Raw genomic sequence first — 14,657 nt, 5'->3', positions numbered from 1 at the left:
GTTTTGCTGATTTTTTCACACTCTTTGGCTATCAAAAGCTTGCTGCACAATTGCATTCACACAAGGGCGTGAAACCTTGCATAAAATGGCAATTTTGCTCACACAAATGTCAGCACAAAAACACTCTAAAATCTGCCTAAATTTTCGCTCCGAAATGTAGGGCAAAAATATATACTTATTTAACATCGATTTTACCAATCTTTCAGCCGTAATTATATCAGCTAAAAGTATCAATCGCCAATTTAAAAGAAATTGAAGCTCAAAGCAAGGGTATAAATTTAAAACATTTAGAAAAAAAGAGCAAAGGCAAGATCACAAAATACACACCCATTTTTTGCTATAATCAACACTCACAAGAACTAAGCATATTTTGTTACAATCAACTTCAAACAAGCAGAACAAAATTAGAAGATAGCACTATGAGCATAAGGACAAATTTAAGTGAAGATCTTATAAAGTAAGCAAAAGAAAGTGTTTATAAATCAAGCAAAGCAAAATTTAATAAAACCTTGCTTTTTGAATTTATCCTTTTATTAAAATAATTATTTCTAAATTAAATGGTAAAGAAAATTTTACAGCCAAATATCCCCCTAACAAATAAGCACGAGGCAAACAACAAGGCCTCACAAAAAATTCAACTCACAAATGATGATGTAAATAGAGGATATATAAATGTTGAATTTAAGCTACCTTTGAGGTTTTTAGGAGAGTGGGAGGGGAATGGACATAGTAGAGATGATAAAAATAAATTGCGGACAAATGTTTCAAATATCCTAAATGAAACCGATTTGGGCAATTTTTTGTCGCAAAATGACTTTGTATATGCCGCAGAAATCAATCAAGACGAATTGTTATTTGTGTGCCACTATCACTAGCTGAAATATTGCTAAAGGCTAAAATCTCTCAAATCAATGGATTAGAAGTGCAAAATTATTATGACGATTGGTATATTTATGGGATTTTTACATACAACATCGGCTTCTATAACATAGCTTTTGGATTGTTAAAATTAAGAGAAAATGAACATTATTTACAAATTGCTAAGAACAAAAAAGATTTTAGCGATTCTGCAGTAGCAATTTCTTTTATATCTTTTGATATGGAAAAATTTATTCAATGCTTGTCTTTAAAAGATGGTTATAATATTGGCAAGATTATTGATTATCCCATTGTTATATCCACAAACAAAAAGCAATATAATGAAAGTTTGAGAAGTTATTTTGCAAACGCACAATCTGTGGGAGGATATTTTATAGCAGAGTTATACATAAACAAAGTTTTAAAAGAAAATAATTTTGCTAATCCTATATCTTTATCTCCATTGGTGAAAAAAGATAAAAGAATTCAAAAATTTTTAGAAAGCGAAAATCTGAGACAATCAAAAATGATTTATGATTCTAAAAGCAATGTAATTTATATATCAAATCCACATAAATGGTCCCTACAAGATAAAATATCATTTTAGCCACACATACAGCAATGTTAATTTTTACTCATTTGTGGCCAAAATCAAATTTCACGCACAAGCTTTGGTGGATACAAAAGCTTATTTTGATAGATGGTATAAGGCTACTTGCTGATATGGGTATAGGCGAAGGATATGAGTTAAGTATTTATAAAGCTTACTATGATTTAAACAGTCAGCTTGTTTTAGAACAACTTAATATTCATAAAGGTAGCTTAGAAAAATAAACTACTTAGCCTACCTTTTAGTTTGTGTTAAAAAATTCTATCGCAAATTGATTGTCCCACCACTTGTGAATATGATTTATTTAAATTTTAATGCAAGGCTTACTCGCAAGAAATATATCATATTTTGGCTTAGTGTGGTGATTTTTGGTATTTTTGCTGTAGCAACCATCTTGCAAGGTATAAGTTTGACAAGGCGGTTTTTTAGAATCGCATTTGATATTAAGCATCCAAAATGGCATTTAGGCGACCTAATGACCTTATTTGCCTTTGGATTTTCAAGCATTCTTGCCGTAGCAATTCCGATCTTTTTCGTAAGCACTGCAAATCGTTTGAGTGATTGCGGGATAAGTGCGTGGTTTTTACTTCCTTTATTTGTCTTAATGTGGCTTTGGGGCGTGCATTTATTTCAACTTGATCTAGGCTCTGCATTGATCTACAAGGCAATAAGCCTTGTGTTGTTTTTTTATTTTATTATTATTTTATTCTTAGCACTTTTTGCTAAGACAAGATAACAAAATGATATAAGCTTAGAAATTAACAATTACACAGCAAAGACTTTTTGCTATATCAAAAATAAGTTTTATCACTCGTTTAACTATCATTATATGGGCTAAACATATTAATGTTAAATTTAAGTATAAAGATCCAAATTTAAGCACAAAATAAGCTTATCTTGTATTTAAAAAATTTAAAACAAAATACTAACCTTAAGCTTAAAACAAAGGGTTTTTAAGTTAGAGCCCATGAAAAACAAGGCTTTATTTGTAAATTTCGCCAAATGTATTTGTAAATTTTAAAGTATTTTTGTGTCCCTCACTTTGTAAGAAACACTTAATTTAGAGTCTAAAAATTGCTGAAATTTGCAAAAGTTCTCGTGTTTTCGTGAATAAAAATTTGCAAGAAATTCACATTTTCATCCTTACTGAGAGTGAAAAATCAACAAAACGAAGTTTCAAACAAGCAAGGCTTATTTATGAGCTGAGCGGTGAGATTGAAGATGGGATATTTTTGCCTCCTTGCATTTTCAACTGTGTAAAAAAAGGGGCAAGTTTTGTGTGTGCTAAGCATGGATGTGAGGTTAGTAAGAAAAATCTATTTTTACTTCGTGCTTTTGTAACTGCAAAGTAGTATGTGTTTTGCTAGTTTGTCTTAGATAAATTGCGTGGTATGAAGAAAATTTTATCTATCATTTAAAAGAAATTAAGAATAAAAATTTAGGACAAAATTCTAATCAAATTAAAGTTGATAAAAGAAAATTCTATGAAATTTTAGTCTAAAAACATCATCATCTATCATTATATAAGCTAAACATATCAATGTTAAATTTAAGCACAAAGCAAACTTATCTTTCGTTTGCAAAAATTTAACACAAAAAACAAGCTCCTTGGCTTATTAAAATCAGCACAAAGAGCTTAGAGCATCACAAGAGATTAAAATTTGACAAAGCAAGATAAAAGCCATTTAAGTAGCTTGCTTAAAAATCAAATTTATATTAAATTTAGGCTCAATTAAACTTAATAGGATTTTCTCTTATCAATTTCAGCAAATTTTGATGAGAATTTTGTCCTAAATTTTTCGTCTTAATTGCGTTTCTTTTAAGTGAAGGACAAAATTTTCTTTTTTGTGCTTTTAAATTTAGCAAGTGTCAACTTCGCAAATCCCCAGAAATTCACAATTTCGTTGATATGGCTTCGTCCATTTGCAAACTCATTTTTAGAGTGTTTTACCTTGTAATGTGCCTTTGCTCCTTCTGCTACGCAGTTGCAAGACGAAACGAAGCAAAAAATCCACCAAGGCACCGTAGGATTTTAATCCATCGCTGTAAATTTCACTTTCTTTAAGCTCCGAAAAGTCCTTTATAATCGGCAGTAGCTCTTTGGCAGAGCAGTGTTTGACGATCTGCGTATAGACACAACCGTTGCGTTTTAGCATTCCAAACACAGGCGTTTTCTTGCCAGCCCCACGCCCACGCTTTCCACGCACTCTGCGAGTACCAAAGTAGCTCTCACCCTCTTTGATTTCACTGCTGAGATTTTTTCGCATTCTTTGGTTATCAAAATGCGAATTTGCTTTTACACACAACTTTGTTCTGAAATTTGACAAATTTGGGCAATTTTTTAGCCTCTAAATCAATTCTTGCAAAGGGACGAGCCACAAGGCGAAGTAAAAAATAACGCAAAATGTCCCTAAATTTCTTTTGAGACAATTCGGAAACGGACTTTTATTTTTCATAGGCGTTAACTTAAAAACCTTTCAATTTGGTTTAAGTTTAATTGAGCCTAAATTTAAGATTTTTGCGAAATTCATAAGCTTACTTAAAGGTAGTGCCTCCATCTACTATGAAGGTATGCCCTGTAACCCAGCTAGCCTTATCAGAGCACAAGAAAAGACAAGCACCTGCTAAGTCCTGAGGCTGCCCCATCCTATCAAGTGGGCTTAAATCTATGGTAGCTTGTTTTACCTCTTCATAGTTTGTAAAGGCTTTTAAGGCGTCTGTGTCTATGGGTCCTCCGCTTACTACATTTACCCTTATGTTTTTGCAGCCAAGCTCACAAGCTGCATATCTTGCCATAGCTTCCACAGCGGCTTTTGCTGTGCCGTGTCCTGCGTAGTTTTCAATATGCACGAGATTTCCTGTTGAGGAGATGCTTATTATACTACCCCCTCCTATCTTTTCCATCCTTTTGGCTGCTTCTTGGGCACCTACTACAAAGGCATTGACTGTGGCTGTGAAGATATTATTAATGCCTCTTGGTTTTAGCTTCATAAATTTAGTATAGCCTCCTACCACAGCACGTCCTGAGATGATGGCATTTGAGATGAAAAAATCAATCCTATCAAAGTCCTCATCTATCTTTTCAAAAAGCTCCTTGTAGCTTTCAGGCTCTAAGATATTAAACTCATATGCCCTTGCTTTGATCTTGTATGTATCTTGCAGCTCAGTTACCATACTTGTTGCTATGTCGGCATTTGAGTTGTAAGTAAAGGCTATGTTTACATTCATTTTGGCAAACTCATAAACTATAGCCTTGCCTATGCCACGCGTTCCGCCGCTTACAACTAGGGTCTTTCCCTTGAAAAAATCTTTCATTTGCTTTCCTTTTGAAAACTTAATATTATCATAACTTTGCTTAATATGCCCCAAAAAAATTTGGCAAACATTCTAGGCTATGTAAAATACCAAGTGCCACAAAGGCTATGCCAGCTAAGAGCCAGTTTAAGGCTCTTAAAAGCTCCTTATGTAAAAAGGCAGGTCGAACCTCTATCTTTTCAGGGCAGTGAAAATTTCTAAATTTAGGCAAAAAGCGAGAGGTGTTTTGCAAAAACTCCTCATAAACAGCCCCGTAACGGTCTTTTAAATATCTTTCCTCGCTTAAAATGGTATATCGATACACAGTTAAATAAAACACAATGCTAATAAAAACGAGAATAAGCTGTGCTGTTAATGCTACAAGTCCCACAAAGGCTACAAAAGAAAAGAGATAAAGCGGATTTCTACACAGGCTGTAAGCGCCGTAATCAATGAATTTTGTGCCGTCTAGCCCCTCATTTTTCATCCCACCTATAAAAATGGTAGCATAAAGTCTTCCAACTATGCCAATAAAAAGTAGCAAAATGCCTATGCTACGAATGCCCCAGGCCACACTAAAATCCCAAGCCGTGTTTGAAATAAAAATCCATGCCACAAAAACAATGCCAAATAAATACTGCCAAATAAAACGGTTCATTCTTCACCCTTGCTAAATTTAAACTCTTTTATGCATTGATCTAGCTCATAAACTGGTCATTTTTATAAACAACTTCGCTTTTAGATCTTCACAAATTCAGTATAAAAATAGACTGAATTTTTGCCTCATTTGTCATTTTATGAAGCTCTTTTAACGCAAGATTCTAAGCCTTGTAAGAAACTAAGAAATTTAATATCTTGCAATGTTTAGCGTGATAAGATCATTAAAAGCTTAACACTCTAAGATATAAAAATCAATGCGTTTTGATAAAATCAACCTAATGCCTTTTTGCATTGAAGGCTTGTGAATTTTGCTGATTTTACCGTGGCTTTTTTAAAAACATAGCCTTCTTTAAAAACATAGAACTTTCACAAAGCCTTGTCGTTTTTTAAAGTAAAATTAGCTCATTAAAGCTATCAAGTCCTCTTAAATTCAAAACTCAACAAAGCCTTTAAGGCTTATTTATATCTTTGAAAAAATTTTTTTGACTCAATTAAACTTAATAGAATTTTCTCTTAGCCGTTTTAAAAATCTTTGAAAAATTTAAAAAAGTCTTAAAAAATTCACCTTAAACATTTTTAAAAAGTTTTGAAAAATTTAAAAAGCCCTAAAATTTCACCTTCCATACACGGTATTTTTAATATTCTTGCACTCAAAGCCATCCTTACTAAGACTTACCACGCGCAAAAAGCCCCCAGCATCTACCTTGCCCTCACACAAAAAGGCACGAGAAGCAAGTTGAATGGGTAGTTTTTGTCTATTTCTGTGTCCGAAAAGCTCGTAGGTATTAGAGGGCGTGTTTTGGCAAAACTGCTCTGCTATAAGCTTACTATCATCATAGCTTCCAATGCCCATAATTAGATCCTCAGTTGGCACGAAGCTTAGCTCTTCTAAATTACTAGGCAAGAAATTTAGCCCTCCGTGAGAGCAAAAAACTATCTTTTCATTAAATTCATAGCAAAAGCATTCCTTAAAATAAGAACAAAGCTTTTTTGTATCCTTGGGGCTAATATTGCTTCTTTTAAAATCACTGAGGGTGTTTTCGTTAAATTCCCTTGAATTTACCACCTCATCATTTGACCAACTAATCAAATGCCTTTCGTGATTTCCCTCAAGCAAGATGACATTATCTAGATCCTTAATCTCAAAAAGCCACTTAATCACCTCATCATTTTCAATGCCTCTGTCTATATAATCTCCTAAAAATACATAAAACTCATCTTTTTTGATCTTAGAAAGAGCCTTTTTAAGCACGGTAAAACAGCCTTGAATGTCGCCTATGTGGTGAATTTTCTTATAAGCACTGAGATTACTTAGCTTGTAAAGACAGGTTTTCCACTCGCTTGGGGCTAAAATTTGGTATTTTTTAGAAAGCTTTTCTTTTTTTAAAGAATAATCAATGGCTTCAAGTATATGCTCTGGGACAAAAAAGCCCTTTTGCCTTGCTAGGGCTAGGTTTTTTTGCTTACACTCCTCAAGGCTTAGTTTGTTAAAATCAATGATAAAAAGCTTGTAGCGGTATTTATTAGCCAGATCGCTATACTCTTTAAGCAAGGAATTATTAGCATTTGGAGCATTTACGATGCAAAATTCGCCCTTGCTCATTCTTAGTTCTAAAAAATCAAACAAAACCTTCAAAATCTCACTTGCATTGCGGTAATCAAGGCTTTTGTAGCCATTGCTTAAAACCCTATACCCACCTGCTAAAAATCTTAGCTCCTCTAAATCTAAGGTGTAAGGCATAAGCTCATTGTCAATCAAAAAGGGCTTTTGTCCGTTAAAATAATTTCCTCTTAAGATTAGTAAAATTCTCAACTTCATATCCTAAATAAAACTACCTTGAAATTTTAGCAAAAAAAGATTTATGATATATTAAGCTAGAAAAATTTTAAAACCCTCTTAGTTTCAAACTGAATTTAGCCTAAAATCTTGTTTTGAAAAGATCTTTAAAAATATTAATTGATTAATCTTTTGTAGCGATAATTTAAAATTTGCAAAAAACAAAATTAAAATTCAGCTTTTTAAAATGCTAAAATTTGCAAATTTATCAAAAGCAAAGCGAAAATTTAGGCTTTGTAATATTTAAATCTATAAGCTTGTTTAAAACTTTGAATTTATAAATTTTTTTCTACGATAAAAAGGGTGATATAAAGCGAAAATTCACACAAGATGTGAATTTGTCATTAAAAAATTCAAGGTGCATATAGAATACGGATTACAGAATGCAGAATACGAGCTTTTTGTCAAAGTAAATTCGCGCAACAAGTCAGCTATCTATACTCCGTTTTCAGTAATCTGCGGACGAATCTACCTTGTAAATTTTTACTCAATAAAATCTAAGATTTAGCCAAATTTCACAAAGTTGCAATCTAAGCAAAAGCACTCAAACAGTCCGCTATCTGTTCTTTGTATTCAGTAATCTACATTAACAAACCAAGCCGAATTTAAAAATCCCAAAAACCTAGCAACAATTTACAAACACATATGCAAAATAAAGGCTAAGATTTATCTCACAAACTCTTTAAATGCAAAGATCAAAGCTGGTAAAATGACAGCACCATGCGTTTGATCCTTAAATTTCTTAAAATCCACCCTGCATTTGCTTAAAAAATTTTCTATCAAGGCTGAAACAGTCATTGAGTTTGCACGGTTTTTTTCTTTTTCTCCTTTTAAAATTAAAATGTGAGGACAGTTGCTGGTATTTAATTTTTTCAAAAACTCCCCATTTCCCCACCACAAAGAGGGCGAGGCTATGAAATAGCTATCAAAAATGAGCTTGTGATTAATGAGGGCATTTAGGGCAAAAAGCCCGCCAAAGCTATGTCCGAAAAGGGCTTGCTTGTGGATCTTTGGATAGCTTTTTTTAAGGCTTGGCAAAAGCCTTGTATCTAAGAATTGAAAAAATTCACCCTCGCCACCACCCCTCTCATAGTCTTTTCCCAAAACCTTTGGAGTGTAATCCCTTGTTCTTTGCTCAACATCATAGCCCTCATTTATATCATAACCTATGCCAATGATGATGAAGGGTGTGTTTGATTTGAAATTTTGCTTTGCTAAACCGTTTAAAAGCAAGACAAAATGCTTGTTTGCATCAAGTAGATAAAAGGCTTTTGCTTCTTTTGTGGGAGAGAAGTTTTTGCTTAAAGCCTTGAAAATTTTATATCTTTTGCCTTTAAATTCAAGCATTAAGGCTTCTTTTATGATGAAACTTTGCTTTGCTTCTTGGCTTAAAGGCTCACTTTTTAAGTCCTTCTCACTTGGCTTTGAGTAAGACACACTAAGAAGAAAGATTAAAATTAAGGCTAGTTTTTTCATTAAAAACCTTGAATTTTTGTTTATAAGATTTTATTTAATAAGCTCTAAGATCAAGTTTAAATTTAGGCTTATTTAATGCTAAAACTCGCAAAAAACTACAGCGAAAATTTAGGCAAAGCTTGAATTTTCCATTAAATTAAGTCAAAGGTGCAGTATTTGGGGCTAAAATCGCTTTTGGCAAACGAGGCTAGACTGAAAACGAAGTAATCTGCCAAACGCACAAAAATCATTTTATCGTTAAAAGCCGAGCCAGTCTTGTGAATTTTATGGATTGCCACGCAGTTTTTTTGCAAAAAACTGCTCGCAATGACGGCGTGGTGTGAAAATTAAGACAAAATTCACAAAAAACGCCCAAAATTCAGCTAGAATTCAAAAAAGCCCACAAAAAGGGCTAAAATTCAAAAAATACTAAAAATTTAGGCAAAATTAACAAGCTACGAAATGTAAAACTTCGCCACTAAAATTCATAAAGTAAGCTAATTAGTGCAAAGCCTCATTCAATCTCACCGCCTTTTTATTCAAAGACACAGTCATTTGTCCTGTTTGTGAGTTCATTCTAAAATGCAGTCCGTTTAGCCTTGCAAGCTCCAAGCCCTTGTAAATGTCCTTGTCAAAGCTAAAATTTGGATTTAGTTTTGCTAAAGCACTCTTTGACTCGTCATTCATAAAGAATTTAGTCCCCTCAAGCACGGCTATACCAGCATCTACTATGCAGTTATCCCCCAAGGGCACGCCTGTAACGGAGTTTGCACCAAGTAAGCAAGCCTTGCCTATGCTAACGGCATTGCCACTTGTCCCGCTTAAAACGCCCAAGATACTAGCCCCGCCGCCTATATCGCTGCCATCACCTACTACCACGCTTGAGCTTACGCGTCCTTCAACCATACAAGCCCCTGTCGTGCCAGCGTTGAAATTCACATAGGCAGCTCCGGGCATTATAGTCGTGCCGCCAGCCAAGGCTGCTCCCATTCTCACCTTTGAGCTTTCTAAGATGCGCGTGTTATCCTCTGGAATTATGTGGGCTAGAAAGCGGGGGAATTTATCCACAAAGTCGATTTTTGGATATTTGTCTGTGATTTTTAGCTCTGCCTCGTTTAAACGAAGCCACTCAAGCTCAATGGGCTTATCCTCGCTCCAAGCAACATTTGGCAAAAGTCCAAAGGCTCCGTCCAAATTCAGGCTTCTTAAAGGGACCTTTTTCAAGGAAAGCAAATAAAGCTTTAAATACACAGCCTCAAGGCTTTTTGGCTTGTAATCCTCAAAGAGTGCCACAAAGGCAAAGCGCTCAGGCTTGAAATGCTCTTTAATGAGCTTTAAAAGCTCGACATTTTTGTGTCCGCTTTCATTTAAAAAGGGCGTAAAGCAAGAAAGCGCAAAGTCAAGGTCGCTTTTTTCCAAGGGCTGCACAAACTCGCTTTGCGTGAAATTCACACTCACGCCCCTTTGTGCAAAGGCTTCAAGCAAGATGGCTACACTTCCATAATTTTCCTTAAAATTCACGGTTAAAAAGCTAGCCTGTAAGATTTTATCAGCATTTAGCTGACCCCTATCAAGCAAGGCTATGCCAAAGGCTAGGGGTTTTTTGTAGCCTTGTTTTTGCTCGATTTTGGCTACGAAAGCCTTGAATTCATCTTTGGTTGAAATTTTCATTTTATTTCCTTTCTTTGCGGCTTGTCTTGCGGACGCTTTTAAGGGGGTGCTTCGCAAACTTCGTGCGGATGAACCACATTGTTCTATCCGCACTCGTTTGCTCGCACAACCCTTAAAATCGTCTCGCAATACTTCGCCTTGTCATCTTTTATTCAAAAAAATTCACGCAAAGCGTGAATTTTTTTACAAAAAATGCTAAAATTCACAAAAAGCCTTACCTTGTCGGCTGAATGGCTGAATTATCCGCTCCGCCTTTTGCGTTTATCTCGCTTACAAAGTCCCAAATTTTAGCAGCTGCTTGCATATATCTTTTCGCACTCTCACTTTCTTTTGCATAAAAGCTAACGGGCTTTCCACTATCTCCTCCCTCACGAATGCCCATTTCTATGGGTATGTGGGCTAGGATTTCGCATTTGTAGTCCTTTGCTAAAAGCTCTGCCCCTCCCTTGCCGAAAATGTCGTATTCCTTGCCATTATCAGGGCAGATAAAACCACTCATATTTTCGATTATACCTGCTACTGGTATGTGAAGCTTGCTAAACATATCAAGGGCCCTTTTGCTATCATCAAGAGAGACAGCTTGAGGTGTGGATACACAAACACCTGTGGTTACAGGTATGCTTTGAGCTATTGTCATTTGGGCATCTCCTGTGCCTGGTGGCATATCAAGTATCATTATATCAAGCTCATCCCACAAAACATCGCTTAAAAGCTGAGAAACAGCCTTCATCACCATAGGACCCCTCCACATCAGCCCCTCGCCCTCGCCCACAAGCACACCCATACTCATCATAAATATGCCGTGAGTTAAAATAGGCACAATCTTTGTGTCTATAAGCCTTGGATTTTCGCCCATACAGCCAAGCATTCTGGGTATGTTGGGTCCGTAAATATCAAGGTCTAAAAGCCCCACCTTTTTTCCCATTTGTGCGAGTGAAATCGCCAAATTCACGCTTGTGGTGCTTTTTCCAACCCCTCCCTTGCCACTTGAAATCATCACAAAGCTTTTAATTTGTGGGGCTATATTCTTGCCACTTTGGGAATTGCTTTGTTCTTTTGGGGGGGCTGGCTGATTTATGGTAAGCTGAATTTCATTTAAATTTAACTCTTTTAATACCTCTAAGACGCTTTTTTCAAGCTCTTGCTTGGTTTGTGGATTTGCTGAGACTATTTCTAAGATTATTTTTGCTGAATTCTCGTTTAAAATCTCAACGCTTTTAACAAAGCCATAACTTACTATGTCCTTGTTAAAGCCTGGGTATTTAACTGTTTTAAGCCTTTGTGTAATCTTTTCTTTCATCTTTGCCTCTTTGTGAATTTGCTGTGAAATTTTAAACTTTTTTTATAATTTTGATCTTGATTTGATGCAATTTTTAAGCATTTTTAAAAACTTAAAAAATGATTTTAGCAAAAAATTCTTTCTAAATTCAAAGCCAAACTGAGAAGATGGGTAAATTTAGCAAGCTTTTTGTAGATTAAGCCTCGAAGATAGAGTGAATTTATGCTTTTTATAATAGAAATTTCAAAAGCACTTTGCCATAATAAGCCTTGCAAAGCGTTTGAAATATGAAAAATCAAGCCTTTAAATCAATACCAAGATACTTTGCCCAGCTTGACAAGTGGTAGGGATTTGGGTTTTCAAGCTTTTTATACCCACCATTTAATGGTTTTGAGAGTAAAGAAATAAGATCTTCCACATAGAAGAACTCTTTGTCATATTGAGGCTTTGCAAAAGCGAAATATCTCTGTTTTATTGAGATACTTAGCACACGCTCAGTATGACAAATGATTGAGATACTTCATTTCGCTTGGTATGACAAGAATTTAAGAACTTTTTTGAATTTTTGTCATATTGAGTTTTCGTAGAAAACGAAATATCTCTTTTTGAATTACGAGATACTTCGCTTGGTATGACAAACTTTGCGTTATTTTGAGATACTTAGCACACGCTCAGTATGACAAATGATTGAGATACTTCGCTACGCTTAGTATAACAAGTATAGGCTTTTGATACTTAACTCACTTCGCTTACTTCGCTCCCTCAGAATGACAATGTTAAGTTTAAGCTTCTTAGCACACGCTCAGTATGATAAAGATTAGACACTTAACACAGCACAATACAAACAAAATTCAACACCTTGTATAAAAAAGCTTTGAATTTAAAAGCCATTTAAAATTCACAAAGCATTAAACCATATAGGTAAGCTGATACATACTTATTAGCTGTTCGTAAAGATCCTCGTCTTTAATCTTTTTTGAGGGCAATAATACATGAGGAAAGAGATCATTATAGATCATTTGGATGTTTTTAAAACGGTTAGGAAAGAGATAGCTTAGTATTAAAGCTGAGATCTCCCTTCTCATAAAGATGGTTGGAGGAATGATCCCTGTTTTTAAAAGCTCTTTCAAAGAATTTGTGTGAAATTTGATGTGATAAGAAGGTCCGTGAGGACAAGAATGCGTTGAAACGCTGATCTTGCACTGGTTGCAATACACAAACTCAGGAAGCACAGTAACCTCAATGCCAAAGTTTTTGGCTAGCTCGTCAAAAACAGTTTTTGTTTTATTATCCTCATAAAAAAGCCCAAGCCCTGCGTGATTTTGCCCCACTACGATCTGATTACAACCTATATTTTTAGCTATCTTTGCCTCTAAGATCACATTTAAGTGTGCGTTAAAAAGACTAAGATCCTTTAAGGGAAAGATAAAGATCCTCTCCTTTGGCAGATAAAGATCCACAAATTTTTCCAAGCATCTTTTTTTAAGCTCAAAGTCAAGCCCATTTAGCTCGTAAGATTCCATCAAAAAGATAACTATAAGATCAGAATTATCAATAGCCCAGCGAAAAATCCTCTCGTGCGCTTTATGTAAGGGATCAAGATTGGCTATGATGGCTGTGATTTTTTGTGCTTTAAAATGAGCCTTTAAGGAAAGAAAATCTTGCTTTATATCTTTGATCTTAGAAGCTTTAAGCTCAAAATCCCCTGCTATATAAGTTCTCATAGTTTCATCTATGTAGCAAAAATTTGGATTAAATATGCTTTTGATGTCGCCTTTGATCTGAAATTTTTCTTTAAGTTCAAGGCTTCCTACCACCTCATCTTCACAAACTAGCTTGTAGGTCTTTTTCTCACTAAGTTCATTAAAGCTTAGCTTAGGGGATGAAAAGGCAAGGGTGTAGGGGGTAAATTCACCTTCAAAGCGCTGAGTTTTAAGCACTAAATCGATCTCTTTTTGATCCATTAAATGAGTACAAGGTCCTAGCACTCCTTCTTTTATAAGCTTAAAAAGCTCTAATTCACTCTTGCTTAAAACTATACTATCTCTTCTTTGTAAGCCCATATTTCTTCCTTTTCTCCCACAAGCTCTTGCGCGAAATGCCAAGCTTTTTGGATAGATCTGTATCTGGCAGGGTGTTTTGATAGTTTATTATTACATAGCGAACATATTCATCTATGGTTAGGATCTCGTTATTAGATAGATCCTTTTCAGCATCGTTTAGATCAAGGGTTAAAAGCTCACAGTTTTCTAGCTCAGAGCTTGAATGTATAATGACTGTTTTTTTATCAAATTCTTTAAACCAATGTTTTTGATCCTCATTTTTTAAGCACTGATAGTTCATTATAAAAAGTAGCTGATTTTTACTCATAGTTCTTAAAAGCTTTTCACTTAGCTCAAATTCTTGAAGATCCACACAAGAAAAGCTAAGACTGTGAGCCTTTATGTAGTTAAATACGAAGGCATCGGCGTTGATTTGTTTGTGTGTTTTTAGCACGAAGGGAGGTTTTATCTTTTTGTAATTAAAATTTGCAAGTTTGATGGATGAGAGCTTTGAGCTTATGTAATCATTATAAGCCTTGTTTATGAGGTTAAGCTCCTTGTAGTGCTGATGGTGTTTGATCTTTCTTACAAGCTCTTCAACCATAAAGGGCTTTTGTATGTAATCACTTGCTCCCATCCTCAAAGGCTCAACAACAGTATCAACGCTTATATAAGAAACCATCAATATAATCACAGCTTGTTTATTATGTGAAATAAGCCTTTCAAAGCCTAATACATTTGTAGATAATAAAAGCACATCATAGCGGATATTTGCTTTGATTTGAGCTGTGCTATTTGCTAGCTCGCAACTATATCCTAGCTCGCTAAGCTTGTTTGCAATGCTTTGAGCTAGGTATAGCTCGTTTTCTATGATTAAAACCCTCATTTTGCACCTTTACGATTTTACACATTTTTATAAAATTTGTGTGAATTTTAGCTAAAAATTTTAGT

15 protein-coding genes and 1 pseudogene are annotated in these 14,657 nt (G+C 34.9%); 5 read left to right on the top strand and 11 right to left on the bottom strand.

Annotation, left to right across the window (positions count from 1 at the left end; genetic code table 11):
• The first annotated feature begins 557 nt into the window (after positions 1-557).
• The 5 genes from DMC01_RS04540 (at position 558) to DMC01_RS04520 (ending at position 2,820) form a co-directional block, all read left to right on the top strand.
• On the top strand, positions 558-875 hold the full coding sequence (locus tag DMC01_RS04540; protein WP_142693107.1) for a hypothetical protein: 318 nt from the start codon (positions 558-560) through the stop codon (positions 873-875).
• Between the two features lie 47 nt (positions 876-922).
• Positions 923-1,465: a hypothetical protein gene (locus DMC01_RS04535; protein ID WP_142693106.1), complete on the top strand. Its 543-nt coding sequence runs from the start codon at positions 923-925 to the stop codon at positions 1,463-1,465.
• 14 nt (positions 1,466-1,479) lie between these two features.
• Positions 1,480-1,692 carry a hypothetical protein gene (locus DMC01_RS04530; RefSeq protein ID WP_142693105.1) on the top strand — a complete coding sequence of 71 codons (213 nt, stop codon included), beginning with the start codon at positions 1,480-1,482 and terminating at the stop codon, positions 1,690-1,692.
• 47 nt (positions 1,693-1,739) lie between these two features.
• Positions 1,740-2,204, top strand: a complete 465-nt coding sequence (locus DMC01_RS04525) for a hypothetical protein (RefSeq protein ID WP_142693104.1) — start codon at positions 1,740-1,742, stop codon at positions 2,202-2,204.
• A gap of 370 nt (positions 2,205-2,574) precedes the next feature.
• Positions 2,575-2,820 (top strand): hypothetical protein, encoded by a 246-nt coding sequence (locus DMC01_RS04520; protein ID WP_142693103.1) that lies wholly within the window; start codon positions 2,575-2,577, stop codon positions 2,818-2,820.
• 376 nt (positions 2,821-3,196) lie between these two features.
• Here DMC01_RS04520 and DMC01_RS04515 read toward each other — a convergent pair.
• The 11 genes and pseudogenes from DMC01_RS04515 to DMC01_RS04475 form a co-directional block, all read right to left on the bottom strand.
• A pseudogene (locus tag DMC01_RS04515) lies at positions 3,197-3,898 on the bottom strand (IS1595 family transposase).
• 105 nt (positions 3,899-4,003) lie between these two features.
• Positions 4,004-4,783: an enoyl-ACP reductase gene (locus DMC01_RS04510; protein WP_142693102.1), complete on the bottom strand. Its 780-nt coding sequence runs from the start codon at positions 4,781-4,783 to the stop codon at positions 4,004-4,006.
• A gap of 40 nt (positions 4,784-4,823) precedes the next feature.
• Entirely contained in the window at positions 4,824-5,420 is a 597-nt protein-coding gene (locus DMC01_RS04505; RefSeq protein WP_142693101.1) for a methyltransferase family protein, read from the bottom strand.
• 615 nt (positions 5,421-6,035) lie between these two features.
• Positions 6,036-7,235, bottom strand: a complete 1,200-nt coding sequence (locus DMC01_RS04500; RefSeq protein ID WP_142693100.1) for a serine/threonine protein phosphatase — start codon at positions 7,233-7,235, stop codon at positions 6,036-6,038.
• Between the two features lie 690 nt (positions 7,236-7,925).
• The gene (locus tag DMC01_RS04495) at positions 7,926-8,735 is read right to left on the bottom strand and encodes an alpha/beta hydrolase (protein WP_142693099.1); all 810 of its coding nucleotides are present in this window, start codon (positions 8,733-8,735) and stop codon (positions 7,926-7,928) included.
• A gap of 131 nt (positions 8,736-8,866) precedes the next feature.
• Complete coding sequence (locus tag DMC01_RS13240) at positions 8,867-9,028, bottom strand: hypothetical protein (RefSeq protein ID WP_185908698.1); 162 nt, start codon at positions 9,026-9,028, stop codon at positions 8,867-8,869.
• A gap of 187 nt (positions 9,029-9,215) precedes the next feature.
• Positions 9,216-10,385, bottom strand: a complete 1,170-nt coding sequence (locus DMC01_RS04490; RefSeq protein WP_142693109.1) for a tetrahydrodipicolinate N-succinyltransferase N-terminal domain-containing protein — start codon at positions 10,383-10,385, stop codon at positions 9,216-9,218.
• A gap of 214 nt (positions 10,386-10,599) precedes the next feature.
• A complete protein-coding gene (locus DMC01_RS04485) occupies positions 10,600-11,685 on the bottom strand; it encodes an Mrp/NBP35 family ATP-binding protein (RefSeq protein WP_142693098.1) in 1,086 nt (361 codons plus the stop codon).
• A 274-nt stretch (positions 11,686-11,959) separates the two neighbouring features.
• Positions 11,960-12,082: a hypothetical protein gene (locus DMC01_RS15820; protein WP_282432250.1), complete on the bottom strand. Its 123-nt coding sequence runs from the start codon at positions 12,080-12,082 to the stop codon at positions 11,960-11,962.
• A gap of 490 nt (positions 12,083-12,572) precedes the next feature.
• Positions 12,573-13,727: a sulfate adenylyltransferase gene (locus DMC01_RS04480; RefSeq protein WP_142693097.1), complete on the bottom strand. Its 1,155-nt coding sequence runs from the start codon at positions 13,725-13,727 to the stop codon at positions 12,573-12,575.
• Entirely contained in the window at positions 13,705-14,592 is an 888-nt protein-coding gene (locus DMC01_RS04475; protein ID WP_142693096.1) for a DNA-binding transcriptional response regulator, read from the bottom strand. The genes DMC01_RS04480 and DMC01_RS04475 overlap by 23 nt, the downstream gene beginning before the upstream one ends.
• Between the last annotated feature and the right edge of the window lie 65 nt (positions 14,593-14,657).

This window comes from Campylobacter troglodytis (assembly GCF_006864425.1).
Lineage (GTDB): Bacteria > Campylobacterota > Campylobacteria > Campylobacterales > Campylobacteraceae > Campylobacter_D > Campylobacter_D troglodytis.
Note: the sequence above shows the minus strand (reverse complement) of the source record. Positions and strands in the feature narration are given on the sequence as shown.